Consider the following 24318-nt stretch of genomic DNA (forward strand, 5'->3'; position numbering starts at 1 on the left):
GGCCCCTTCCTGCTGCGCGAGCGGCGGTCGGTGCCGCCGTCGATGACTCCCCGTTCTGCTGCCGAAAGCCTAGCGGGCGATGGTGGCGGAACCGGCTGACGCCAGTTGACACCATCGTGTCGTTGCGCGGCGTCAGACGTGGTGCCATATTGATGTCATGGATCTGAGCCCGTACATCGACCAACTCCGCCAGGACCTGCACTCGGCGGCCGCCGCGGGTGACGAGCAAACCCGCCAGACCGCCGCGGTGCTCTCCGGCGCGATCGAGCCGGCCGCGCGGCTGGCCGTGATGAACGCGCTGTCGGACCTCGCCGCCGAGGTCACCACTCAACTCGACGGGCAGGTCGTGGACATCCGGCTGGACGGGCGCGACGTCCGCGTCGTGGTCAGCGGCGGCCACGGCACACCACCCGCTGCGGACGAGGCAGCGGATCCGACTCCCCCACCGCCATCGGGCGGCGACACCGGCGACATCAGCCGCATCACGCTGCGCCTGCTCGACGAGATCAAGTCCCAGGCGGAGCAGGCCGCGTCCAGCCAGGGCGTCTCGCTCAACACCTTCGTCGCCCAGGCGGTGCAGGGCGCGCTGCACGGCGGCGGGCGCCCGCGCGGGCCTTGGGACCGGCGCGGCGGGCACGGCCACGGCGCGCCGTGGGGACCGCCCTCCGGCGGGCGCTGGGGCGGCGACCACGGCTCGCGCATCCACGGCTACGTGCAGGGCTGATGCCCATCGCCGAGGTGGGCCGACGGCCGCACGTCGCGGGCCGTTCGCCGACGACGGCTTCGGCGCCGAGCCGCCAGGTCCCGGGCACCACGGCCGGGACTTCAGGACGAGGTCGACCACAGGCACTGAAAGGCAGCAGGCGATGACCGACGAAGACCACGCCCGTGACCACGACGAGGACCCGCGCTCGCAGCACTCGAAGGCCGAGGACGAACTGGCAGAGCTCGTGCGCAGCCAGGACTTCGACACCGCGGGACCGATCCGGATCGACGTGTCCAACACCATCGGCCCGATCGCGATCGAGCTGACCGACACCGCGGTGACCCACGTCGAGGTCCGGCACGACCCGGACTCGGCCGGACCGGACTGGCGCGGCGGGCTGACGAACCTGCTGAGCTGGGTGACCGAGCAGTTCGGCGAGGCCGGGCGGTTCGGCGAGGCCGGGCGATTCGGCGAGGCAGGCCCCGACTTCGGGCAGCCGATCACCGAGGCGGTCCGGCGCACCAGGATCGATCTGGGCGGCGGCAGGCTGGTGGTGCGCACGCCGTCCAACGCGCCGCTGCGCGGTGTCCCGCTCGCGGTGAAGGTGCAGGCCCCGAAGGGCTCCGAGGTGAGCGTGCACTCCGGTTCCGGCGAGGCCGACATCACCGGCACCGCGGGCAAGGTCAACGTTCAAGCCGGTTCCGGCACGGTGACCGTCGCCGAGGCCACCGATCGCGCCAACGTGCGCTCCGGCGCCGGGCAGTTGCGCCTGGGCACCATGCGCGCAGGACTGCACGCGCGCAGCGGCAACGGCGATATCGAGATCAGCGCGATCGAGGCGGCATCGTCGGTGGCCACCGGTTCCGGCAACGTCTGGCTGGGCGTGGTGTCGGATGACGTCATGGTCCGCTCCGGCAGCGGGAGCCTGACCGTCGCGGACGCCACCGAGGGACAGCTCGAGCTGATCACCGGCTCCGGCGAGCTGCAGGTCTCGATCCATCGCGGGACGGCCGCCACGGTCGACATCACCTCCAGCACCGGCGGCACCCGCAGCGACCTGGACGTCGCCTCGGAGCCACCCGAGCAGGAACCGAAGCTGCACGTCTTCGGCCGCACCGGAACCGGTAGCGCCGTGCTGACCACGGCGACCTGACACGCGCGACGGGGACGACTCCGCGCCGCGTCGTTCGGCCCGGACCCGCTGGGTCAGCCGGTTGCGACCTCGGCGCGCAACGGTCCGGCGAGGTCGCCGCGCTCGCCGATGGCGACGTCGTCGAGGCCGAGCCAATCGGCCATCTCGCGCAACGCCATCGCCAGCTCGGGCGCGACGCGGCCCGCATCGCTGCCCGGTTCCAGGAACGCTCCGGGAACCCGCAGCGCACCAGCGGCGCGGTCGGCTTTGAGGTCGACCCGGCCGACCAGTTCGCCGTCGAGCAGGAACGGGAAGACGTAGTAGCCGTACTGCCGCTTGGGTTCCGGGACGTAGATCTCGATGCGGTAGTGGAAATCGAAGAGCCGTTCCGCGCGGGACCGCTCCCAGATCAGCGGGTCGAACGGGCACAGCAACGCCCGTCCGGTGACCTTCCGCGGCGCACGGGCCGCGGTGTGCCGGTAGGCGGTGTGCCGCCAGCGCTGCACGGCCACCGGCTCCAGGACACCGGCGTCGACCAGTTCGGCCACGGCCCGCCGGGATTGCTCGGGCGAGAGCCGGTAGTAGTCGCGCAGGTCGGGCTCGGTGGCCACGCCGAGGGCTTCGGCGGAGCGCTGCACGAGCGTGCGCACGGCCTCGTCCTCGTCCGGGTCGTGGGCGAGCACGTGCGCGGGCAGCACGCGTTCGGGCAGGTCGTAGAGCCGTTCGAAGCCGCGCCGCGTGCCGGTGGTCAGCTCCCCCGCCGCGAACAGGTACTCGCAGGCCCGCTTGGTGTCCGAGCGGTTCCACCAGGTACCGCTGCCCTGCCGCCGACCACCGCCCAGCTCGCGTTCCAGACTACCCGCCCCGATCGGACCGAGTTCCTTGACTCCGGCCAGCACGTCGTCGACCAGCTGGGGCGACCGCTCGAACAGCTCGGCCGAGCGGGTGCGCCAGGCCGAGTCGCGGTGCCGCATCCGCCAGCGCAGCAGCGCCCAGTCCTCGACCGGGATCAGGGACGCCTCGTGCGCCCAGTACTCCGCGAGCAATCGGGGCTGCCGGGCCGAGTGCTGCCACGAGGCCGAGTCGAGGAGCTCCGCGGGGTAGGCGCCGAGCCTGCTGAACACCGGCATGTAGTGCGCTCGCACCGCGACGTTGACCGAGTCCAGCTGCAGCAGCTTCGTGCGCGCGAGGACCCGCTGGAGATGCCGCCGGGTCACGCCACCGCTGGGCACCGGATCGGCGAAGCCCTGCGCCCCCAGCGCGTAACGACGAGCGGTACCCAGCCCCATGGTCTGCATGCCGCCATCCTGCCAAGCCGCACCGACAACCACTTCGGCCCCAGCCCGCCCACGAGTCCGGCGGACGCGAGACCGAAGCTCGCGAAAGCTCCGATTCGGGCATCGCGCCCCGTGGACGCCGTCGAAACAGACCGCCCACCGGGATTTCCGGTGGAGTTCCCCGGCCGTTCTCCCCGGTGCGAGTTTCACTCGAAGTTCGCATCGAGTCCGAAAACCCGCTCGCCACGGGTGAATTGTGCGAATTCCGCAAGTCGGGGCGGCGCCCATGTCCCGGAGCTGACACGTTAGGTTGTCGAGCATGGCTGAAGCCGGTGTCCGGATGGCAGAGCCTGGGGACGCTGCGGAAATCGCTCGCATCCAGGTGACCACCTGGCAGTCCGCTTATTCGGAGATGTTGCCTCCCGCGGTGCTCGCCGGGCTCGACAACTCGATCGCCGAGCAGGAGTGGCGCGGCACCATCACCGATGGGCCCGCGACCGTGCTGGTGGCCGAAGAAGGGCGCTGGACCGTCGGGTTCTGCGCGGCGGGGATCGCCCCGGAGAGCGAAGTGGCCTCGGCCGACGGCGCGCTTCCCGAGGACGCGGCGACCACCGCGCTGATCAGCGCACTGCTGGTGGAGCCCCGGTGGGGCCGGCGCGGCCACGGCGGCAGACTGCTGGCCACGATAGGACGCCGACTCGCCGAGCAGGGCGCCACACGTGGCATCACCTGGGCACCCGAGGCAGACTCGGCGTCGTTGTCGTTCTTCCGCTCGGTGGACTGGTCGCCGGACGGTACGGTGCGGACATTGGACGCGGGTGGCAGCCCGCTGCGGGAGATGCGACTGACCGGCCCGCTGGATTTCGAGTTCAAGCACGACTGACCACACCCGCCCGAGGGCATTGGGAGAAGCCGGTGCTGACCATTATCGGATTGCTGTCGACGACCTTCGGGGTGTCGGTCGCGTCCGCACTGATGCCGCTGATCAGCGTTGAGCTGTTCGCGGTCGGGCTGGTGCTCAAAGCCCCGCACATCCCCTGGTGGGCGCTGGCGATCGTGATCGCCACCGGCCAGATCGGGGGCAAGCTGCTGCACTACTACGCGGCGCGCGGATCCATCCGGCTGCCGAGGTTCATGCAGCGCAAGAAGGCCGCCGAACGCAAGGGCAGAGTGCGCGAATGGCTGGACGCCTTCCGCGCCAACTGCCGCAAGCGCCCGGCGTGGACCGGCGTGGTCATGCTGGTCAGCGCACTGGCCAGCCTCCCGCCGTTCGCCGCGGTGGCGATCATCGCGGGCTGGGCCAAGGTGCCGGTCACCACCTTCCTGGTCACCGGCTTCGTCGGCCGGTTCGTCCGCTTCGGCGCGCTGGCGATCGCTCCCGGCATCGTCTCCACCTGGGTCTGAGCACCGGACGCCCGAGCTCAGGGGGTCCTTTCAGCATCCGGCGATAGCCGCGTGGCCGTGCGGGCCTCAGAGCGCACCGCCACGCGGCGAACTGCATCTCCTCAGCAGACGGCGTCGGACGGCTTCGGGTTGCCGAGCCCGAACAACGGTCGCAGCGCGATACCCGCGTAGGTGCCGGCGATGGCGACCAGGCCCCACAGCCAGCCGTGCAGGCTGAACGAGGCGATCCCGGAGAAGTACGCACCGATGTTGCAGCCGCCCGCGAAGCGAGCGCCGATACCCATCAGGATGCCGCCGATCACCGCGCCGACCGCGAGCCGCAGCGGGATCTTGCGGTGCAGGGTGAACCCGCCCGCCAGCGCGGCCGCGATCAACGCGCCGATCATGATGCCGAAGTTCATCACCGAGGTCTTGTCCGCGAGCACCGAAGCGGCCAGCGTCGCGGCGTTGTCCGGGTCCTGCCAGTACGGCGCTCCGGAGATGTCGATGCCGACCAGGCCCAGCAGCTTCGAGCCCCACAGCACGAACGCGGAGGTGATTCCCCAGGGCCCTCCCGAGATGAACAGCGTCAGCGCGTTGAGCCCGGCCAGCACCAGCGCGCCGACCCACACCGGCCAAGTTCCCCGCAGGACCCGCCACAGGCCCTGCGCGGACGGCTGCTGATCCATCGGCGGCGGCGTGCGGCGCCGCTCCACCAGCAGCGAGATGCCGACGACCCCGGCGATGAGCACCAGCGAGATCAGCAACGCGCCCGGATAGCCCAGCGGGGTGTCGGCCAGCGAGACCGTCGGACCGATGTTCTGCACCGCGGTGATCCACGGGAAGATGAATGCGCTGATCACCGACCCGACGATGAACCCGCCGAGGGTGAACAGGATCGCGGTCTGCCCGCTGCCGACCGCGAACAACGTGCCGGACGCGCACGAGCCGCCGACCTGCATGCCCACGCCGAACAGGAAAGCGCCCAGGACCACGCCGAGACCGGTGGGCTTGACCAGGCCCTCGGGCGTTCCGGACAGCGAAGCGCCCGCGCCCAGCACCACGGCGAACAGCACGCACGCCACGGCCAGCATCAGCATGTGCGCGCGCAGCGCACGCCCCTGCCCGACGGTGACCAGCTGGCGCCACGCCGAGGTGAACCCGAAGCGGGAGTGGAACAGCGCCAGCCCCAGCGCGATCCCGACCCCGAACAGCAGGGTCAGCTTCCACCCAGCGGTGTTGGCCACCGCCAGGGCCAGCACCGCCGCCACGGCGATGCCCACCGCCACCGTGCCCCGCTGCGCGGGCGCGGCCTTGCGCACCTGCGGCGGGGCCGACCGCGAACCGTCCACGACAGACATACAACTCTTCCTGTTCGAACCGCCAGAGCACGCGCTGCCGCAGTGCGGCGCGCGGATTCAGTCCCCACTGCAACACGACGACCACAGGGCACATTCCGCCGTCCACATGCTGAAACGCGCTGCGCGCCACCGCGGCGCGGATCAGCTCGCGGCGCGCTCCGCGTCGCACCCGCGCTCGTAGATCTGGGCGAACGCGAAGAAGCGCCGCCGGTCGTCGGTCCCGGCCCCAGCTCGGTCCTGCCGCGATCCGGCCGTGTACTCCGGCACCAGCGATTTCCGCGGCTTGGTCCCCGTCGGCTCGGACCCCTCAACCGCTGGCACCGCGACCGGATCGTGCTGCTCGGCGATGCCGCGCATGCGATGCTGCCGCACCACGGCCAGGGCGCCAACCAGACCATCGAGGACGCCATCACCCTGGCGACGCTGCTCGGCCGCTGCTCCCCCGAGCGAGCGCTCCCCCGCTACGAGGCCCTGCGCCGCGGACGCACCCGCGCGGTCCAGCGCAGCTCCTGGGTGGCCTCCGAGATCCTGCACCTGCCCGATGGCCCCGAGGCCGACGCGCGACCGGGCGCTTCCCGGCATCTCCAGCACCCTGCAGTGGATCCACGAGCACGATGCCGCGGCCGCAGCGGTGGGGTGAACCGGCTCAGCCCGCGGCGCGCTCCATGTCGATGGCCTTGCGCATCGCCTTGCGCCCGCGGTTGCGGTCGCCCGCGAGGTCGTAGGCCTGGGCGAGCGCGAACCAGCGCCGCCAGTCCTCCGGTTCGGACTCCAGCTCCGCCTGCTTCGCGTCGAACCACTCGTCGGCGGCCGCGCGCTCCACGCGCCCGGAAGGGCGGCGCGGCAAGTGCGAGACGTCCGGAAGTGCGCCCTCGTCGTCCAGCCGCCTCGCGAGCCGTTCGGTGGCCGCGCCGAAACGCAGCTGGTCGACGACCAGCAGGGCACCGAGCACCGGGAACACCAGGATCGCCACGCCCAGCACGACGAACACGGGCTGCCCGGTGATGATCATGGTGAAGGCGCGTTCGCCCATCAGCACCAGGTAGACCAGCAGCGCCAGGGCGACGACGAACGCCACGTTCCGCGCCGTGATCACCTTGCGCTGCTCGACGGCCATCTCAGATCCCCAGCAGCGCGTCGAGGCCCACGGTCAGCCCCGGCCTCTCGCCGATGTCGCGGACGCACAGCAGCACGCCGGGCATGAACGAGCGGCGGTCGTAGGAGTCGTGCCGGATGGCGAAGCTCTCGCCATCGGTGCCGAACAGCACCTCCTGGTGGGCGACCAGACCGGCCATCCGCACCGAGTGCACCCGCACCCCGTCGATCTCGGCGCCCCGGGCGCCGTCGAGCTCCTTGGTGGTGGCGTCGGGCATCGGGTCGAGCTGCCCCTCGGCTCGGGCCTTGCCGATGACCTGCGCGGTCCTGGCGGCGGTGCCGGATGGGGCGTCGGCCTTCTTCGGGTGGTGCAGCTCGACGATCTCGGCGGAGTCGAAGTACTTGGCGGCCAGCTCGGCGAAGCGCATGGACAGCACGGCCCCGATCGCGAAGTTCGGCGCCACGATCACGCCGATCCCGGGGTTGGCCTCCAGCCGGGAACGCACGGTGTCCAGCTCGTCGGGGCCGAGGCCGCTGGTGCCGACCACGACGTGGATGCCGTTGTCGACGCAGAACTCGATGTTGTCCAGCACCGAATCCGGGTGGGTCAGATCGACCGCGACCTGCGCGCCGGCATCCACCAGACCGGACAGCGAGTCGCCGCGGTTGATCTCGGCGACGAGCTCGGTGTCGGCAGCCTCGCCCACGGCCCGCACCGCCTCGGAACCCATCCGGCCACGGGCTCCCAGCACACCAACCTTGATCACCGCACGCACCCTTTCCACACCGAAACGCCAGGTGCCCCGCAGTCTAGGCACCGCCGGGAGCGCGGCCACCGAGCCACCCCGCCCCGGTGACCGACGCCATCCCGGCCCCACCGGACGCTCGCCCGATCAGGAAACCGGGTGCGTGCCCCGGGGCAGCTCGTCGACGCTCGCGTAGGGCCCGACCACCGAGGTGGTCAGCGGCCTGGTGAGCAGGTCCTTGGCCAGCACCGCCACATCGGAGGCGGTGACCGCCTCGATGCGGGCGAGGGTCTCCTCAACGGTGTAGTGCCTGCCGTAGTTGAGCTCGGTCTTGCCGATCCGGCTCATCCGGGCAGCGCTGTCCTCCAGCCCGAGGACCAGACCGCCGCGCAGCTGCCCCCGGCCGCGAGCCACCTCCTCCTCGGTGAGGCCGTGCTCGGCCACCTCGGTGAGGACGTCCCGGACGACCGTGGCCACCTCACCGAGCCGTTCAGGGGTGCAGCCCGCGTAGACCGAGAAGTTCCCGGTGTCGGAGTAGGCAGCGGACTGCGAGTACACCGCGTAGGCCAGGCCCCGGTTCTCCCGGATCTCCTGGAACAGCCGCGAGCTCATGCCGCCGCCCAGCGCCGCGTTGAGCACACCGAGCGCGAACCGGCGGTCGTCGTGGCGGTCCAGCCCGCGGCAGCCGATCAGCAGGTGCGCCTGCTCGGTGTCATCGGTGCGCAGCACCAGGCGCTGCTGCTCGGAGAGTTCGGCACGCCCCGCGCGCGGCGCCTCCGGGGTCTCCTCGCCCACGAGCCGATCGCCCAGCGCATCGCGCAGCAGGCGCACCACGTGGTCGTGCTCGACGTTGCCCGCGACGGCGACGACCATCTTCGGCATCCGGTAGCTGCGCTCGTAGAAGCCGTGCACCCGGTCGCGGGTCATCCCCTCGATCGACTCCTCGGTGCCCAGCACCGATCGACCCAGCGGGTGGTCGCCGACGACCGCGGCGGCGAACTGCTCGTGCAGCAGGTCCTCGGGGTCGTCATCGCGCATCGCGATCTCCTCGAGAACAACGCTGCGCTCCACGTCCACGTCGGAGGCCGCGTTGACCGCGTCGAAGACCACGTCGCAGAGCATGTCCACGGCCAGCGGCAGGTCCTCGTCGAGCACGTGCGCGTAGTAGCAGGTGTGCTCCTTGGCGGTGAACGCGTTGAGCTCGCCGCCGACGGCGTCGATCTCCTGGGCGATGCCCACCGCGGTGCGCTTGGCCGTGCCCTTGAACAGCAGGTGCTCCAGGTAGTGCGCTGCCCCGGCCTGCGGCCCGGTCTCGTCGCGCGAACCGACGTCGACCCAGATGCCGACCGAAGCCGAGCGCACGCCCGGCACCGGCTCGGTGACCACCCGCAGCCCACCCGGCAACACCGTCCGCCGCACCTGCGCGTCGCCGTTGTGGCCGAGCACCCGGGTCGTCCCGGGAAACTGCAGGTCGGAAGCGGAACTCTGCTCGTTGCTCATATCCCCGTTTTTCGGTCTCGTGCTGATGGCAACGACAATACGGCCCGCCCCGGAATTCCGGGGCGGGCCGTACGGCTGTCGCGTCAGATCACTGCGCGGCGGTCTCGGCGGCCTCGGACTCGACCTCGGTCTCGGCCGACTCGCCCTCCGCGGAGGAGTCCTCGTCGTCGACCAGCACCAGGCTGATCTTGCCGCGGTTGTCGATGTCCGCGATCTCCACGCGCAGCTTGTCGCCGACGTTCACGACGTCCTCGACCTTGCCGATGCGCTTGCCGTTGCCCAGCTTGGAGATGTGCACCAGGCCGTCCTTGCCCGGCAGCAGCGAGACGAACGCGCCGAAGGCCGCGGTCTTGACCACGGTGCCCATGAAGCGCTCGCCGACCTTCGGCAGCTGCGGGTTCGCGATCGAGTTGATCTTGTCGATCGCGGCCTCCGCGGACGGGCCGTCGGAGGCGCCGACGTAGATGGTGCCGTCGTCCTCGATGGTGACCTCTGCGCCGGTCTCCTCGGTGATCGTGTTGATCATCTTGCCCTTCGGGCCGATGACCTCACCGATCTTGTCCACCGGGATGCTCACCGAGGTCACGCGCGGGGCGTGCGGGCTCATCTCGTCGGGCTGGCCGATCGCCTCGGCCATCACGTCGAGGATGGTGAACCGCGCGTCGCGAGCCTGGCCCAGGGCCTGGCCCAGCACCTCGGACGGGATGCCGTCCAGCTTGGTGTCCAGCTGCAGAGCGGTCACGAACTCCTTGGTGCCCGCGACCTTGAAGTCCATGTCGCCGAAGGCGTCCTCGGCACCCAGGATGTCGGTCAGCGCGACGTAGTGGGTCTTGCCCTCGACCTCGTCGGAGACCAGACCCATCGCGATGCCCGCGACCGGGGCCTTGAGCGGCACACCTGCGTTGAGCAGGGACAGCGTCGAGGCGCAGACCGAGCCCATCGAGGTGGAACCGTTCGAGCCCAGCGCCTCGGAGACCTGGCGCAGCGCGTACGGGAAGTCCTCGCGCGAAGGCAGCACGGGGATCAGCGCCCGCTCGGCCAGCGCACCGTGGCCGATCTCGCGCCGCTTCGGGCTTCCCACCCGGCCGGTCTCACCGGTCGAGTACGGCGGGAAGTTGTAGTGGTGCATGTACCGCTTCGAAGTCTCCGGGGACAACGAGTCGATGGTCTGCTCCAGGCGCAGCATGTTCAGCGTGGAGACACCCAGGATCTGGGTCTCGCCGCGCTCGAACAGCGCCGAACCGTGGGCCCGCGGGATCACGTCGATCTCGGCCGACAGGCTGCGGATGTCGGCCAGGCCGCGGCCGTCGATGCGGACCTGATCGCGGATGATGCGCTGGCGGACCAGCTTCTTGGTCAGCGAGCGGAACGCGGCGCCGACCTCCTTCTCGCGGCCCTCGAACTGCTGGCCCTCACCGACGCCGACCTTCTCCAGGACGGCCGCCTTGATCTCGTCCAGGCGGTTCTCGCGCTCCTGCTTGCCCGCGAGCTTCAGCGCCTCGGCGAGTTCGGCGGAGCCGGCCTGCTCGACCGCGGTGTACGCGTCCTCGGCGTAGGCCGGGAACACCGGGTACTCCTCGGTGGCCTTGCCCGCGGCCTGCGCCAGCTGCTGCTGGGCGACGCACAGGCTGCGGATGAACGGCTTGGCCGCCTCCAGACCCTGGGCGACGACCTCCTCGGTCGGCGCCTGAGCGCCGCCCTCGACGAGCTCGACGGTCTGCTCGGTGGCCTCGGCCTCGACCATCATGATGGCCACGTCGTCACCGACGATGCGGCCGGCCACGACCATGTTGAACACCGCGCGCTCGAGCTGCTCGTGGGTCGGGAAGGCGACCCACTGCCCGTCGATCAGCGCCATGCGGGTACTGCCGACCGGGCCGGAGAACGGCAGGCCGGAGGCCTGGGTGGAGGCGGACGCGGCGTTGATCGCCAGCACGTCGTAGAGGTCGCCCGGGGTCAGGCTCATCACCGTGACCACGACCTGGATCTCGTTGCGCAGGCCCTCGACGAAGGACGGGCGCAGCGGCCGGTCGATGAGCCGGCAGGTCAGGATCGCGTCGGTGGAGGGGCGGCCCTCGCGGCGGAAGAACGAACCCGGGATGCGACCCGCGGCGTACATCCGCTCCTCGACGTCGACCGTCAGCGGGAAGAAGTCGAGGTTGTCCTTCGGCTGCTTCGACGCCGTGGTGGCCGACATCAGCATGGTGTCGTCGTCCAGGTAGGCGACGACGCTACCGGCGGCCTGCTTGGCGAGCCTGCCGGTCTCAAACCGGACGGTACGGGTACCGAACGCGCCGTTGTCCAGCACGGCGGTCGCTTCGTACACGCCCTCATCGATCTCTTCAGTCAAAGTGACTCCTATCGTCACGAGGCCCACGGCAGGAGCATCCGGATCGTGGTCTGACAAGGCCGGCCATCGATCGAAGCTCCCGGGACCGTCTATCGCGACGACTTGCCCGAAAGCCACTACCGAGGACCGGCGGGAACACCTTTCCAGTGCCTGCCACCGTGGGCGCTCTTCAGTTCTCTCTCGCGGCGATGCGGGATGCGCACCACCGCCGGTTAAGCACCGGGGGGAGCGGCGCGCGGCCGCTCCCCCCGATTCACATCAACGACGCAGACCGAGTCGCTGGATCAGCGAACGGTAGCGCGCAATGTCCACCTTGATCAGGTAGTTGAGCAGACGACGGCGACGACCGACCATCAGCAGCAGGCCACGACGCGAGTGGTGGTCGTGCTTGTGCTGCTTGAGGTGCTCGGTGAGACCGACGATCCGCTTGGTCAGCAGGGCCACCTGGGCCTCCGGCGAACCGGTGTCGCCTTCCTTGACGCCGTACTCGGCGAGGATCTGCTTCTTTTCGGCAGTGGACAGCGCCACGTCTAACTCCTTCGATATGTCCCGTGCCGTCTGCGCCCGCTCCGTCGCGGAGGGGCGAGTGGTGGGGTGCGCACGCTGGGTGCGGCTCGCCGACCACCAGGAATCGACCGCCACGGACTGCAGCCACTCCATCGGTCAGGATAGCAGGCAGAGCTTCACCGGACGGTTCGGCCCGACCACCCGCGCGTCACCGGGGCTCGATGCACCGTCGCATAGCGCGGACCGCCTTCTCGCAGGTCACTGGCAACCACGCTGACCTCGCGAGCGGCCCACCACGGACCGGCGTAGCCGGCCAGCAGGCCCGCCAACGACTCGCGGTCGGCGTGTCCGCCTGCCCACCGGGCGATCGTCAGATGCCCCTGGAAACCGCGCGGATCGCCGCCCGCCGCGCGCACCAGAGCGCGCAGCGCCTCGCCATCGGCCGCCGCGGCCGGTTCCACGCCCACCCAGAGCACGCCGCGAAACGCCCCCGCGCCCGCCAACCGCAGCCGCGGCGGATCCGCCCGCAGGTGCCGCAGCCGCCGGTCCAGGTCGCCGGCTATCTGCCGCTGATCGGCATCGTCACCGTGGAAGCGCAGGGTCAGGTGCCAGCGCTCGGACGGGGTGAACCGGAACTTGCGCAAGCCATCGGTCGCCTCGGCCACGCGTTCCGGCTCGAGACCCGACACCGCGGCGGCGAGATCCTCGATCGCCTCCGGCACGGGCCACAACGCCGTGAACAACCGCATGGACCCAGCCTGGTCTCACTCGTGGTCGGCGGCCCGGCGGAGCAGGCCCGCCAGCCGCGGGTAGCGACCTTCCAGCAGCGATGCGGCCGCCTCCAGCTCGGTGGGCTTGGCGGTCGAGCGCAGGACCGGCCAGGCGACCTCCTCGCCGTTGGTCGCCGACTTGACCGGCAGATCCCGGCCGACCGAAGGCTGGGAGCCCTGCACGTCCTCGAGCGCCTGTCGGATCGCTTCCGACTCGCCCGCGGCGACCCCGGGGATGAGGACCTTGCGCTCCAGCATCACCAGGCGGGCCAGCACCTGCGGGTTGCCGATCTTGGCGCGACGGCCGCTCATCACCTGGCTGAGCATCGGCGCGCTGATGCCGAGCACCTCGGCCAGCTGCGCCTGCGAGATGCGGAAAGCCACGACCAGCCTGCGCACCCGATCTCCGAGCGGCTCGCCGTACCACTGCCGCTGCAGAGCCAGATTGCGCTGGACACTGCTGCTCTCCGACACCCTTGTTCCCCCAACCTGACCGCGTGCCCGGGCGGGCCGGGCAGATCCGGATCCGAATACTGCCAGCTCATCGGCAGGCCGGGGGCCCGAATCCGAAATGCGTTCCGAGTGGACTGCGCCACTCGCCGACATCGCCCGCCGCGCCTTCACGTCCGAGTTCGGCCGGTTCACTCCCGAATCCCGAGGATGCGACGGGTCTCGGCGACGTCGACGTTCATCCGCTCGACGAGCTCCTCGGCCGAGTCGAACTTCTCCATGCCGCGCAGCCGCGCCACGAAGTCCAGGTCGACGTGCTCGCCGTAGAAGTCGGCGTCCACGTCGAGCACGTAGGCCTCGACGGTGCGCTCGGTGCCGGAGAAGGTCGGATTGCTGCCGACGGACACGGCCGCGGGCAGCGCGGGCGCCGTGGTCGTCGAACCGCGCGTGCGATGGGTGAACCAGCAGGCGTAGACGCCGTCGGCGGGGATCGCCGCGTACTCCGGAGTGGACAGGTTCGCGGTGGGGAAGCCGAGCTCGCTGCCGCCGCGTCCGGCGCCGCGCACCACGATGCCCTCGAGCCGGTGGTCGCGCCCCAGCGCCGAAGCCGCCGCGACGACGTCACCGGCGTCGATGCAGGCCCGGATGTAGGTCGAGGAGAACGTCACCGACGAGCCGTCCGCCGGATCGTCGGCGCGCCGGACCGGTCCGGAGACCAGCGAATCGGACGCCACCTCGAAGCCGAACCGCTCCCCCAGCTTGCCCAGCAGGTCGATGTTGCCCGCGGCCTTGTGCCCGAAGGTGAAGTTCTCACCGACCACGACCTCCGCCGCGTGCAACCGCTCGACCAGCACCTCGTGCACGAAGCCCTCCGGGGGCATCCGCGATGTCTCCCGGGTGAACGGGAGCACGCAGAACACGTCCACGCCCAGCTGCTCGGCGAGTTCCGCGCGGCGGCGCAGAGTCGTCAGCTGCGCGGGATGACTGCCCGGCCGCACCACCTCGGAGGGATGCGGATCGAAGGTCATCAGCACGCACGGCATCTCGCGTCGTCGCGCCTGCGCCACCGCGTGCGCGATGAGCTGCTGATGGCCGCGGTGCACTCCGTCGAAGACACCGATGGTGACGACGCACCGTCCCCAGCCACCGGGAATCTGCTCCAAACCACGCCAACGCTGCACGAGCAGCAGCCTACTTCCCAACCGAATACGACGATCGAACCACCACCGGTGTCGAGATGGCGCACATCTTGCGCGGCGGTGGCGTTCGGGGAGCCCGAACCGCCATCGCCGGAAATCAGTTCGCCGGAACGATCACCAGCACCGGTTTGGCCTTGCGCCCCTGGTCCTTGACCAAGGCCACCGCCTTCCCAGCGGGGTCGAACATGCCATAGGTGCCGTCCACGTCCGCAGCGGGCACCTGCTGACCGTGCGAGAGGGCGCGCGCGGTGGTGGTGTCCACGTTGCGGCGCGGGAACGCGGTCTGCACCGCCTCGTCCAGGTCCATCGACAGCTCCGGCGCCTCCTCGAGCTGCTCCAGGGTGCGCGCCTTGGCCAGGCCGAACGGGCCCACGCGGGTCCGGCGCAGCTCACCCAGGTGCCCGCCGACGTCCAGCGCGGCGCCGAGATCGCGGGCCAGCGCGCGCACGTAGGTCCCCGACGAGCACTCCACCAGCACGTCCAGCTCGGTGGTGCTCTCGGTGCGCCGCACGCTGAGCAGGTCGAAGCGCGAGACCGTCACCGGGCGGGCGTCGAGCTCGACCGTTTCGCCGTTGCGGGCCAGCTCGTAGGCGCGCCGACCGTTGACCTTGATCGCGCTGACGGCGCTGGGCACCTGCTGCAGCTCACCGGTGAGCTCTTCGATGCCGCTGCGGATGGCCGCCTCGTCGACTTGCGCGCCGTCGCGCTCGGCGATGATCTCGCCCTCGGCGTCATCGGTGGTGGTCGAAGCGCCGAGCCGGATCGTGGCCAGGTAGGCCTTGGTGTCCAGGGCCAGGTGCCCCAGCAGCTTGGTGGCCCGCTCCAGGCCCAGGACCAGCACGCCGGTGGCCATCGGGTCCAGGGTGCCCGCGTGCCCGACCCGGCGGGTCCCCATGATGCGGCGCACGCGCGAGACGACGTCGTGCGAGGTCATGCCCGCCGGTTTGTCGACCACCAGCAGGCCGGGCGGAACGGTGGGGCGTTGCTTGCGGGATTGCTCGGACACGGCGAGCCATCATACGGAGTGCGATTTCGCCCGAATGCGCGCATCCGGAGCGGTCGCTGACCTGCTCCGGAACCCGGTCAGGCCGCGGCGGGCTCGCCGCGCACGGCGCCCACGACCGCCCAGCGCCCGGACCGGAGCCGCCAGAGGAGCGTGACCAGGCGCAAGACCATGAACAGGGTCAGCCCCGTCCAGATGCCGACCAGTCCCCAGCCGAAGGCCAGCGACAGCCAGATCATCGGCAGGTAGCCGATGACGGCGCTCAGAATGGTCGCGGTGCGCAGGAACGCCGCGTCGGCGGCACCGAGGAACACGCCGTCGAGCGCGAAGACGACACCGGCCACCGGCTGCTGCAGCACGAAGAACCACCACGCCTGCCCGATCACGGCCAGCACCGCCTGATCGGAGGTGAACACCCCGGGCAGCACCCAGGCCAGCGAGGCGAACACGGCGGCCAGCAGCACACCGAAGGCCAGGCCGTACCAGCTCACCTGCCGGGCGACGCCCTTGGCGCGCTGCGCCGAACCGGCCCCGAGGGCCGCACCGACCAGCGACTGCGCCGCGATGGCCAGCGAGTCCAGCACCAGCGACAGGAAGCTCCACAGCTGCCACACCACCTGGTGCGCGGCCGCGGTCTCGGCGCCGGTGCGGGCGGCCACCGAGGTGGCCGACAGGAAGCACACCTGGAAGGCCAGCGTGCGCAGCACCAGGTCGCGACCGAGGCCGAGCTGGGCGCGCATCGTGGCGAGGTCCGGGCGCAGCGGCGCCCGCTCGACCACCAGCGCGCGCACGAACAGAGTCGCGGCGAGGCTCTGGCCGATCAGGTTGGCCACGGCCGAGCCCTCCAGACCCCAGCCGACCGGGTAGACCAGCACCGGGCACAGCACCGCCGACAAGCCGTTGCCGATGAGCACGTAGCGCAGCGGGCGGACGGTGTCCTGCACCCCGCGCATCCAGCCGTTGCCCGCCATCGTGATCAGCACCAGCGGCGCACCGCACAGCGCGATGCGCAGCCACCGCCCGGCCGCGTCGGCGACCGGACCGGGCCCGGCCAGCAACTCGGCCACCGGAACGGCCAGCACCTGCGCGGCCAGCAGCAGGACCACGCCGACGGACACGCCGAGCCAGGTGGCCTGCACGCCTTCGGCCACGGCCTCGGTGCGCCTGCCCGCGCCGTGCAGGCGCGCGGTTCGCGCGGTGGTGCCGTAGGTGAGGAAGGTCAGCTGGCTCGAGATCAGCGTGAACAGAGTCCCGCCGAGCGCCAGTCCGGCGAGCTGCACGGCCCCGAGATGACCGACCACCGCGGTGTCGACCAGCACGTACAGCGGTTCGGCGGCCAGCACCCCCAGCGCGGGAATCGCCAGCGCCAGCAACCGCCGGGCCGAAACCCGCTCCCCGACCTCGGTCAAACCCTCGAACTCCTACTCACGACGCCTGCGGCCCCGAGCAGGATAGCCGGATGCCGCGCCCGCGAATCCGGACTGCCCAGCGAATGCGATCGGATCGTGCGCGCTCAGCCGTCCAGCAGCGGCGCCGAGGCCAGCGCCTCGCGGATCCCGTCCAGGATCGACGCCTCGTCGCCCCGCGCCGTGAATCCGGAAGCCAGCCGGTGCCCGCCGCCACCGCACGCGGCGGCCGCGTGGCCGACGTCGATCCTGCTGTCGGCCCGCAGCGAGACCGACCAGTGGCCGGGCTCGATCTCCTTCAGCACCGCGGCCACCTCGGCCTCGTCGGCGGTGCGGATGATGTCGATGACCCCGTCGAGGTCCTCGTTCTGCAGGCCCTCGGACTGCTCCCGGCGCACGGTGGCGTGCACGAACCCCAGTCCGCGCGCCTCGTCCGGCTCGAGCGAGGCTCGTCCCAGCACCGAGGCCAGCATGTCGATGAAGCCGAACGGATGGGTGTCCATCAAGGTCCGGGTGGTCGCGTCCGGATCGACCCCGGCTTCCAGCAGCCGTGCCGCCACCCGGTGCGTGTCCGCGCGGACGTACCGGAACGAGCGGGTATCGGTCACCAGGCCGGCGTAGAGGCACCGGGCGATCGGCAGGTCCAGTTCGATGCCGAGCTGATCGAGCAGTCGCAGGACGATCAGCACGGTCGCCTCGGCCGTCTCGTCGATGACCCGGACGGTGCCGTAGCAGGTGTTCGCGACGTGGTGATCGATGACGATCACATCACCGCCCGCGGCGATGGTCTCCTCCACCCGGTCGCTCAGAGCGCCCAGCCGCTGCAGACTGCCGGTGTCGCACACGACCAGCATCGGAGGTGCCGCGGGGATCTCCGAAGCGGGCACCACGAGCCCGTCGACGTCGAGCTCGCGCAGCGAGTGCGGCGTCTCCTCCGGATGCCCGAAGGACACCCGGACCGTCGCTCCGCGCTCGTGCAGCCCCCGGCCCAGCGCCAAGGCGCTGCCGAGCGCGTCCGCGTCCGGGTTGACGTGCCCGAACAGCGTCACGTCGGGGGCCGTGGCGAGCTTGCTCGCGGCCGTCTCGACGGCCTCCGAGATCCGGTCCGTCTCAGTCGACTGCCCACGCACGAGTCACCTCCAGCTCAGCGGCCCTACGGCCGCCGGGGTCCAACGCACCCCATGTTGCGCTGGGACTCAACCATCTTGTGGGTTACGCCGCACATCCGCCTCGGAAATCTCCGCGTCCTCGGCACCATCGGTGTCCGGGTCGTCATCCTCGGTGGTCTTGTACGGGTCCGGGTCCCCGGCCGGGGTCGCCCCGGAAGCCAGCCGCGCGACCTCTTCGTCGGCCTCCTTGGCCTTGGCCAGCAACTCGTCCAGCCGACGAGCGTGCTCGGGCACCGCGTCGGCCTCGAAGGTCAGCGTCGGGGTGAACCGCACCCCGGTGTGCTGCCCCACACGGGTGCGCAGCACGCCGGTCGCGCTCTGCAGCGCCGCCGCCGTCGATGCGTGATCGGCGTCGTCGCCGAACACGGTGTAGTAGACCGTGGCATCCCGCAGGTCCGGGGTCACCCGGGCATCGGTGATCGTCACCATGGCCAGTCGCGGGTCCTTGACCTCGTGCTCCAGCCCGGACGCGACGATCTGCGCGATGCGCTTGGCCAGCCTGCGGGCGCGCGCCGTATCAGCCACGACGCACCTCCTTCTGCGAAAAGTTCCTCGAAACCCGCAGCTGCGGGTACTAGTCCTCCGGACCCAGCATGCGCTGCCGGGCCGAGAGCAGCTCCAGCTCGGGGCGGGCGGCCACCAGCCGCTCGCACCCCTCCAGCACCTCGCGCACGTGCGCGGCATCGCCGGAGACCGCCGCCACGCCGAGCTGCGCGCGGCGATACAGGTCCTGATCACCTGCTTCGGACACCGCCACCTCGAAGCGGCGGCGCAACTCGGCGAGCACCGGGCGAATCACCCCGCGCTTCTGCTTCAACGAGCGGACGTCGCCGAGCAGGACGTCCAGTTCGAGCGCACCGACGTACACGGTGTTCCCAACCGCCGCAGCGCAGGGGGCCCGTGCGGGCCCCCTGCGCGTTCGCGGATCAGGTGCGCGGCTTCTCGCGCATCTCGTAGGGCTCGATGAAGTCGCCGACCTTGATGTCGTTGTACGACCCCAGGGTCAGACCACATTCGAACCCGTCGCGGACCTCGGTCGCGTCGTCCTTGAACCGCTTCAGCGAGTTGACGCTGAGGTTCTCGGCGACCACCACGTTGTCCCGCAGCAGGCGAGCCTTGGCGTTCCGCCGGACGATGCCCTCGGTGACCATGCAACCGGCGATGGTGCCGACCTTCGAGGACTTGAAGACCTCGCGGACCTCGGCACGGCCCAGCTCGACCTCTTCGTACTCGGGCTTGAGCATGCCCTTGAGGGCCTGCTCGATGTCATCGATGGCCCGGTAGATCACCGAGTAGTACCGGATCTCCACGCCCTCGCGGTTGGCGACCTCGGCCGCCTTGCCCTCGGACCGGACGTTGAAGCCCAGCACGATGGTGTTCTCCGCGGTGGCGAGGTTGATGTCGGACTCGTTGATGCCACCGACGCCGCGGTGAATGACCCGCAGCTCGACCTCTTCGCCGACGTCGATCTTGCCCAGGGACTCCTCGAGCGCCTCGACGGTACCCGAGTTGTCACCCTTGATGATCAGGTTCAGCTGGTTGGTCTCCTTGAGCACCTTGTCCAGGTCCTCGAGGCTGACGCGCTTGCGCTTGGCGGCGTTCTGCGCCTCCCGGATGCGGGCCCCGCGGCGGTCGGCGATCTGCCGTGCCACGCGGTCCTCGTCGACGACCAGGAAGGTGTCGCCGGCGCCGGGAACCGAGGTGAACCCGATGACCTGCACCGGACGCGACGGCGTGGCCGCGGTGACGTCCTCGTCGTGCTCGTTGATCATCCGGCGAACGCGGCCGTAGGCGTTACCGGCGACCACCGAGTCACCGACCTTGAGCGTGCCCCGCTGGACCAGCACCGAGGCCACCGGGCCGCGGCCGCGGTCCAGGTGGGCCTCGATGGCCACGCCCTGCGCGGACATGTCCGGGTTGGCCCGCAGGTCCAGAGCCGCGTCGGCGGTCAGCAGGATCGCCTCGAGCAGGCTCTCGATGTTCTGCCCCTGCTTGGCCGAGATCTCGACGAACATCGTTTCGCCGCCGTACTCCTCGGCCACCAGGTTGTACTCGGTGAGCTGCTGGCGGATCTTCTCCGGGTTCGCGCCCTCGACGTCGATCTTGTTGACCGCGACCACGATCGGCACCTCGGCCGCCTGGGCGTGGTTGATCGCCTCCACCGTCTGCGGCATGACGCCGTCGTCGGCGGCGATGACCAGAACCGCGATGTCCGTCGACTTCGCACCGCGGGCACGCATGGCGGTGAACGCCTCGTGACCAGGGGTGTCGATGAAGGTGATCGGGCGCTCGTTGCCGTCGAGCTCGGTGGCCACCTGGTACGCACCGATGTGCTGGGTGATGCCACCGGCCTCGCCGGCCTGCACGTTCGCCTTCCGGATGGTGTCCAGCAACCGCGTCTTACCGTGGTCGACGTGACCCATCACGGTCACCACCGGCGGACGCGCCGCCAGCTCCTCCTCCGAGGAGTCCGGGTCGCCGTAGCTGAGGTCGAACGACTGCAGCAGCTCCCGGTCCTCGTCCTCCGGAGACACCATCTCGATGGTGTAGTTCATCTCCTGGCCGAGCAGCTCGAGGATCTCGTCCGAGACCGACTGCGTGGCGGTGACCATCTCACCGAGGTGGAACATCGCCTGCACCAGCGAAGCCGGGTTGGCGTTGATCTTCTCGGCGAAGTCGGTCAGCGAAGCACCGCGGCGCAGGCGAACGGTCTCGCCGCTACCGCGCGGGAGGCGGACGCCGCCGACCGACGGCGCCTGCATGTTCTCCATGTACTCCTGGCGCTTCTGCCGCTTCGACTTGCGACCGCGCTTGGCCGGACCGCCGGGACGACCGAAGGCACCCGCCGTGCCGCCGCGGCCACCGGGACCACCGGGACGGCCACCGCCGCCCGGACGTCCGCGGAAGCCACCGCCGGCCGGAGCACCGCCGCCACCGGGAGGACCGCCGCCACCCGGACGACCGCCGCCACCGCCGCCGGGACGACCGGCGCCACCGCCGGGGCGACCGGCTCCACCGGCGCCACCGCCGCCACCGGGACGACCGCGGCCACCGCCGCCGCCACCGCCGGGGCCACCGCTGTTGCCGCCGCGCGGCGGACGCGAGGGCATCATGCCCGGGTTCGGACGCGGGGGCATCATGCCCGGGTTCGGACGGTTGCCGCCGCCTTCACCGCGCGGGGCGTTGCCGCCACCGGCGGGGGCGTTGCCGGCACCCTGGCCGCCGCCCTGGGAGCCCTGGCCGCCTTGACCGCCCTGGCTTCCCTGACGCTGCCGGTCCTGACCGCCACCGCGGCCGGGACCCTGCTGGCCGCCGCCCTTCGGCGGACCCGGACGCGGCGGGCGCTGCTGCGGAGCACCCTGTCCGACGCCGAACGGGTTGTTGCCGACGCGCGGCTGCTTCGGACCCGGCTTGGGCGGCTTGGGGCCCGGCTTCGGCGCGGAGCCGTCGTCGCCACCGGCCTTCGGACCGGGCTTGGGACCCGGCTTCGGCGCAGCGGGCTTGTCCTGCTTGGCAGCCGGAGCCTGCTCCGGCTCCGCCGCGGGGGCCTGCTCGGCCTTGGCCGCGGGAGCCTGCTGCTCGGCGGGTTGCTCGGCCGCAGCGGGCTTCTCCGCCGGCTTCGGACCAGGCTTGGGACCCGGCTTCGGGCCGGGTTTGGGCCGTTCGCCGGACGGTGCCGGCCCCGGCTTCTGATCGGGCTTGGGTCCAGGCTTGGGTGCCGCGGGAGCGTCGGAACCGGCGGCCTTGGGCTCGGCCGGCTTGCTTTCGCTCTTCTTCGCGGTCTTGGCACCCATCGCGTCGCGCAGCCTGCGGGCCACCGGGGCTTCCACGGTGGATGACGCAGACTTCACGTACTCGCCCTGTTCGGCGAGCTTGTTCAGGACGTCCTTGCTGGTGACACCGAGCTCTTTCGCGAGCTCATGTACGCGGGCCTTGCCTGCCACTGCTCTCCTCATCTGGGTGAGGCCGGGCGGCAGTCCCGCTCGACCTCGTCCTATCGCCGATGCGCGTTCATGGCTTCAGCTTCACGGCTGATTCATGACGGGTCGACCTGCTTTCCTTCGGTTGCCTGGCGCGGGACGGATCCCGCGTCGGTCATTTCGCGAGCCACCGGCTGCGATCGCTCGGCACTCAAGTGCTGGTGCACCAATGAGGTGTCCAAAGCCCTTCGCACACGAAGCGCGCGTGGAAAGGCCCGTCGCCGCTCCGCCAGACGCAGGCACGCCGAATCGGGGTGCAGCCAGGCACCCCGGCCCGGGAGCCGGTGTCGCGGATCGGGAACGGCGGCCGGAACGCTCCGGCCAACCTCAGCCACCACGCGCAGTAGCTCAGCGGCCGACGTCCGGGTACGACATCCCACACAAGTCCGAACCGGCAGATGGCGCTCGCCATTCCCGGAGTCACTCGTGCGGATCTGGTCGCTCCCCTCGCGTCGGCCTCCTTATCGATTCTAACCCGTCGATGTCACTCGGCCGAACCCACGGTCCGCACATCGTCGATGTCCGGTTCCATCCCGGGCTGCGGGATCGGCACGTTGCCGCTCGTGGTGGCGGGCGAGGACGGGTCCGCATCGCTGCGGATGTCGATGCGCCACCCGGTCAGCCGAGCCGCCAACCGCGCGTTCTGGCCTTCCTTGCCGATCGCCAGCGACAGCTGGAAGTCCGGCACGATGACCCGCGCGGTCTTGGTGCGCTCGTCGACGACCTCGACCGAGACCACCTTCGCGGGCGACAGCGAGTTGCCGACGAAGGTACCGGGATCGTCCGAGTAGTCGATGATATCGATCTTCTCGCCGCCCAGCTCGCTCATCACGTTGCGCACGCGAGCACCCATCGGGCCGATGCACGAACCCTTGGCGTTGACACCGCTGATCGTGGAATGCACCGCGATCTTGGAACGGTGCCCGGCCTCGCGCGCCACCGCGGGGATCTCGACGGTGCCGTCGGCGATCTCCGGGACCTCCAGCGCGAACAACCGGCGAACCAGGTTCGGGTGCGTGCGCGAGAGCGAGATCTGCGGGCCGCGCGCGCTGCGCGAGACTCCGTAGACGTAGCACTTGATCCGGGTGCCGTGCTCGTAGCGCTCGCCGGGAACCTGCTCGGCCTGCGGAAGCACGCCCTCGCTGTCACCGATCTGCACGATCACCATGCCGCGCGAGTTGGCCCGCGCGTCGCGCTGGATCACGCCGCCGATGATCTCGCCCTCCTTGGCGGCGAACTCACCGAAGGTGCGCTCGTGCTCGGCGTCGCGCAGCCGCTGCAGGATGACCTGCCGCGCGGTGGTCGCCGCGATCCGCCCGAAGCCCTCCGGAGTGTCGTCCCACTCCTCTTCCTTGGTCCCGTCCGGACCCAGCTTGTGCGCCAGGACCCGCACGATCCCCGTCTTGCGGTCCACCTCCACCCGCGCGTGCGGCTGGTGGCCCTCCGTGTGGCGGTATGCGGTGAGCAGGGCCGATTCGATCGCTTCCAAGACCGTTTCGAACGGGATTTCCTTGTCGCGTTCGATCGCCCGCAGCGCCGCGATGTCGACGTTCACCTCGACTCCTCCGTGTCTTCCCGGTCGTCCCCCTGCTGGGAAACGCCGCTCGCAGCTCGCTCCAGCTTGGCCAGTTCCTTCGCAGGCGGCTGCTGGAACTCCACCTCGACCACCGCGCGCTCGACGTCGCGGTAGGCGACCCGGCGGAGCTCCCCGCCTGCCAGCACCTGCACACCCTCATCATCGGCCAGTCCGACCCGGGCGACCAGGTTCTGCCCATCGGTCAGCCGGATCTTGACCAGCCGGTTGCGGGCGCGGTGCCAGTGCCGCGCCCGGGTGAGCGGGCGGTCCACGCCCGGCGAGGTGACCTCCAGCGTGTAGGAGCCGGCCAGCACGTGCTCGTGCGCGTCCAGCACCTTGGAGACCCCGTGACTGATGTCCGAGATCTCGTCGAGGCCGACGCCGTCATCGGAGTCGATGACGACCTTGACCAGCCGGCGTCGGCCGGCCTGCTGCACGTCGAGCTCCTCGAGGTCGAAGCCCAGTTCGGCGACGGCCTCGGCGACGACGGGCTCCAGCTGCGCGGTGATCTCACCACGCGGCGGGCTGGACACGTTGGCACTCCTCGGGGTGGTTCGGTCCTGGGTCAAGCCTCGGCGTTGATTTCCAGGGTTGCTAGTTCGCGGCGCCGGACGGCACGCAGGCGCGAACCGTCCACGACCAGTGCTGCACGTCCCGGCCGCGGTCGCCCAGGGTATCGCGTCGGCCCCCACCCGAGCGCGACGTGGG

General features: G+C 70.9%; 23 protein-coding genes and 1 pseudogene. 5 read left to right on the top strand and 19 right to left on the bottom strand.

What is annotated here, in order from left to right:
• Positions 1–157: 157 nt before the first annotated feature.
• Positions 158–724: a toxin-antitoxin system HicB family antitoxin gene (locus ABD289_RS19005; RefSeq protein ID WP_344134404.1), complete on the top strand. Its 567-nt coding sequence runs from the start codon at positions 158–160 to the stop codon at positions 722–724.
• A gap of 142 nt (positions 725–866) precedes the next feature.
• On the top strand, positions 867–1859 hold the full coding sequence (locus ABD289_RS19010) for a DUF4097 family beta strand repeat-containing protein (RefSeq protein ID WP_344134408.1): 993 nt from the start codon (positions 867–869) through the stop codon (positions 1857–1859).
• Positions 1860–1912: 53 nt separating this feature from the next.
• Here ABD289_RS19010 and ABD289_RS19015 read toward each other — a convergent pair whose 3' ends face one another.
• Positions 1913–3136: a winged helix-turn-helix domain-containing protein gene (locus ABD289_RS19015; RefSeq protein ID WP_344134411.1), complete on the bottom strand. Its 1224-nt coding sequence runs from the start codon at positions 3134–3136 to the stop codon at positions 1913–1915.
• Between the two features lie 298 nt (positions 3137–3434).
• On the opposite strand from ABD289_RS19015, the gene ABD289_RS19020 reads away from it, so the two are divergent.
• Positions 3435–3998: a GNAT family N-acetyltransferase gene (locus ABD289_RS19020; RefSeq protein ID WP_344134414.1), complete on the top strand. Its 564-nt coding sequence runs from the start codon at positions 3435–3437 to the stop codon at positions 3996–3998.
• Positions 3999–4030: 32 nt separating this feature from the next.
• Positions 4031–4519, top strand: a complete 489-nt coding sequence (locus tag ABD289_RS19025; protein ID WP_344134417.1) for a VTT domain-containing protein — start codon at positions 4031–4033, stop codon at positions 4517–4519.
• A gap of 101 nt (positions 4520–4620) precedes the next feature.
• Here ABD289_RS19025 and ABD289_RS19030 read toward each other — a convergent pair whose 3' ends face one another.
• Positions 4621–5859 (bottom strand): YeeE/YedE family protein, encoded by a 1239-nt coding sequence (locus ABD289_RS19030; RefSeq protein WP_344134420.1) that lies wholly within the window; start codon positions 5857–5859, stop codon positions 4621–4623.
• A gap of 360 nt (positions 5860–6219) precedes the next feature.
• Between ABD289_RS19030 and ABD289_RS19035 the strand changes: the two are divergent.
• A pseudogene (locus tag ABD289_RS19035) lies at positions 6220–6297 on the top strand (hypothetical protein); the annotation flags it as partial.
• A gap of 208 nt (positions 6298–6505) precedes the next feature.
• On the opposite strand, the gene ABD289_RS19040 reads toward ABD289_RS19035, so the two are convergent.
• From ABD289_RS19040 to rimP, 17 genes are all read right to left on the bottom strand, one after another.
• Positions 6506–6976: a hypothetical protein gene (locus tag ABD289_RS19040; RefSeq protein ID WP_344134423.1), complete on the bottom strand. Its 471-nt coding sequence runs from the start codon at positions 6974–6976 to the stop codon at positions 6506–6508.
• Between the two features lies 1 nt (position 6977).
• The gene (gene dapB, locus ABD289_RS19045; protein WP_344135049.1) at positions 6978–7730 is read right to left on the bottom strand and encodes a 4-hydroxy-tetrahydrodipicolinate reductase; all 753 of its coding nucleotides are present in this window, start codon (positions 7728–7730) and stop codon (positions 6978–6980) included.
• A gap of 117 nt (positions 7731–7847) precedes the next feature.
• Complete coding sequence (locus ABD289_RS19050; protein ID WP_344134427.1) at positions 7848–9200, bottom strand: M16 family metallopeptidase; 1353 nt, start codon at positions 9198–9200, stop codon at positions 7848–7850.
• An 88-nt stretch (positions 9201–9288) separates the two neighbouring features.
• A complete protein-coding gene (locus ABD289_RS19055; RefSeq protein WP_344134430.1) occupies positions 9289–11550 on the bottom strand; it encodes a polyribonucleotide nucleotidyltransferase in 2262 nt (753 codons plus the stop codon).
• Positions 11551–11808: 258 nt separating this feature from the next.
• Positions 11809–12078: a 30S ribosomal protein S15 gene (gene rpsO / locus ABD289_RS19060; RefSeq protein ID WP_344134433.1), complete on the bottom strand. Its 270-nt coding sequence runs from the start codon at positions 12076–12078 to the stop codon at positions 11809–11811.
• 155 nt (positions 12079–12233) lie between these two features.
• Positions 12234–12806: an RNA 2',3'-cyclic phosphodiesterase gene (gene thpR, locus ABD289_RS19065; RefSeq protein ID WP_344134437.1), complete on the bottom strand. Its 573-nt coding sequence runs from the start codon at positions 12804–12806 to the stop codon at positions 12234–12236.
• A gap of 15 nt (positions 12807–12821) precedes the next feature.
• Positions 12822–13301, bottom strand: coding sequence for a helix-turn-helix domain-containing protein (locus ABD289_RS19070; protein WP_344134440.1), 480 nt, complete (start codon positions 13299–13301; stop codon positions 12822–12824).
• 167 nt (positions 13302–13468) lie between these two features.
• Entirely contained in the window at positions 13469–14458 is a 990-nt protein-coding gene (locus ABD289_RS19075; RefSeq protein WP_344134443.1) for a bifunctional riboflavin kinase/FAD synthetase, read from the bottom strand.
• Between the two features lie 115 nt (positions 14459–14573).
• Positions 14574–15410, bottom strand: coding sequence for a tRNA pseudouridine(55) synthase TruB (gene truB / locus ABD289_RS19080; protein ID WP_425564747.1), 837 nt, complete (start codon positions 15408–15410; stop codon positions 14574–14576).
• Between the two features lie 149 nt (positions 15411–15559).
• On the bottom strand, positions 15560–16888 hold the full coding sequence (locus ABD289_RS19085; protein WP_344134449.1) for an MATE family efflux transporter: 1329 nt from the start codon (positions 16886–16888) through the stop codon (positions 15560–15562).
• Between the two features lie 104 nt (positions 16889–16992).
• A complete protein-coding gene (locus tag ABD289_RS19090; protein WP_344134452.1) occupies positions 16993–18015 on the bottom strand; it encodes a DHH family phosphoesterase in 1023 nt (340 codons plus the stop codon).
• Between the two features lie 66 nt (positions 18016–18081).
• Positions 18082–18579, bottom strand: a complete 498-nt coding sequence (rbfA, locus tag ABD289_RS19095; RefSeq protein WP_344134455.1) for a 30S ribosome-binding factor RbfA — start codon at positions 18577–18579, stop codon at positions 18082–18084.
• Positions 18580–18628: 49 nt separating this feature from the next.
• Positions 18629–18922, bottom strand: coding sequence for a DUF503 domain-containing protein (locus ABD289_RS19100; RefSeq protein WP_344134458.1), 294 nt, complete (start codon positions 18920–18922; stop codon positions 18629–18631).
• Positions 18923–18980: 58 nt separating this feature from the next.
• Entirely contained in the window at positions 18981–21998 is a 3018-nt protein-coding gene (infB, locus tag ABD289_RS19105) for a translation initiation factor IF-2 (RefSeq protein ID WP_344134463.1), read from the bottom strand.
• 92 nt (positions 21999–22090) lie between these two features.
• A complete protein-coding gene (locus tag ABD289_RS19110; RefSeq protein ID WP_344134466.1) occupies positions 22091–22414 on the bottom strand; it encodes a YlxR family protein in 324 nt (107 codons plus the stop codon).
• A gap of 104 nt (positions 22415–22518) precedes the next feature.
• Positions 22519–23589, bottom strand: coding sequence for a transcription termination factor NusA (gene nusA, locus ABD289_RS19115; RefSeq protein WP_344134469.1), 1071 nt, complete (start codon positions 23587–23589; stop codon positions 22519–22521).
• The gene (gene rimP, locus ABD289_RS19120; RefSeq protein ID WP_344134472.1) at positions 23586–24143 is read right to left on the bottom strand and encodes a ribosome maturation factor RimP; all 558 of its coding nucleotides are present in this window, start codon (positions 24141–24143) and stop codon (positions 23586–23588) included. Before rimP ends, nusA begins: the two co-directional genes overlap by 4 nt.
• Positions 24144–24318: the final 175 nt, after the last annotated feature.

Source organism: Saccharopolyspora halophila (assembly GCF_039531955.1).
GTDB lineage: Bacteria > Actinomycetota > Actinomycetes > Mycobacteriales > Pseudonocardiaceae > Saccharopolyspora > Saccharopolyspora halophila.

Excerpts from the sequence above, each read along its gene's own strand:
- ABD289_RS19005 (WP_344134404.1), top strand. The coding sequence starts at position 158 with ATGGATCTGAGCCCGTACATCGACCAACTCCGCCAGGACCTGCACTCG.
- ABD289_RS19010 (WP_344134408.1), top strand. The coding sequence starts at position 867 with ATGACCGACGAAGACCACGCCCGTGACCACGACGAGGACCCGCGCTCG.
- ABD289_RS19015 (WP_344134411.1), bottom strand. The coding sequence starts at position 3,136 with ATGCAGACCATGGGGCTGGGTACCGCTCGTCGTTACGCGCTGGGGGCG.
- ABD289_RS19050 (WP_344134427.1), bottom strand. The coding sequence starts at position 9,200 with ATGAGCAACGAGCAGAGTTCCGCTTCCGACCTGCAGTTTCCCGGGACG.
- ABD289_RS19020 (WP_344134414.1), top strand. The coding sequence starts at position 3,435 with ATGGCTGAAGCCGGTGTCCGGATGGCAGAGCCTGGGGACGCTGCGGAA.
- truB (WP_425564747.1), bottom strand. The coding sequence starts at position 15,410 with ATGACCTCGCACGACGTCGTCTCGCGCGTGCGCCGCATCATGGGGACC.
- ABD289_RS19030 (WP_344134420.1), bottom strand. The coding sequence starts at position 5,859 with ATGTCTGTCGTGGACGGTTCGCGGTCGGCCCCGCCGCAGGTGCGCAAG.
- ABD289_RS19040 (WP_344134423.1), bottom strand. The coding sequence starts at position 6,976 with ATGGCCGTCGAGCAGCGCAAGGTGATCACGGCGCGGAACGTGGCGTTC.
- thpR (WP_344134437.1), bottom strand. The coding sequence starts at position 12,806 with ATGCGGTTGTTCACGGCGTTGTGGCCCGTGCCGGAGGCGATCGAGGAT.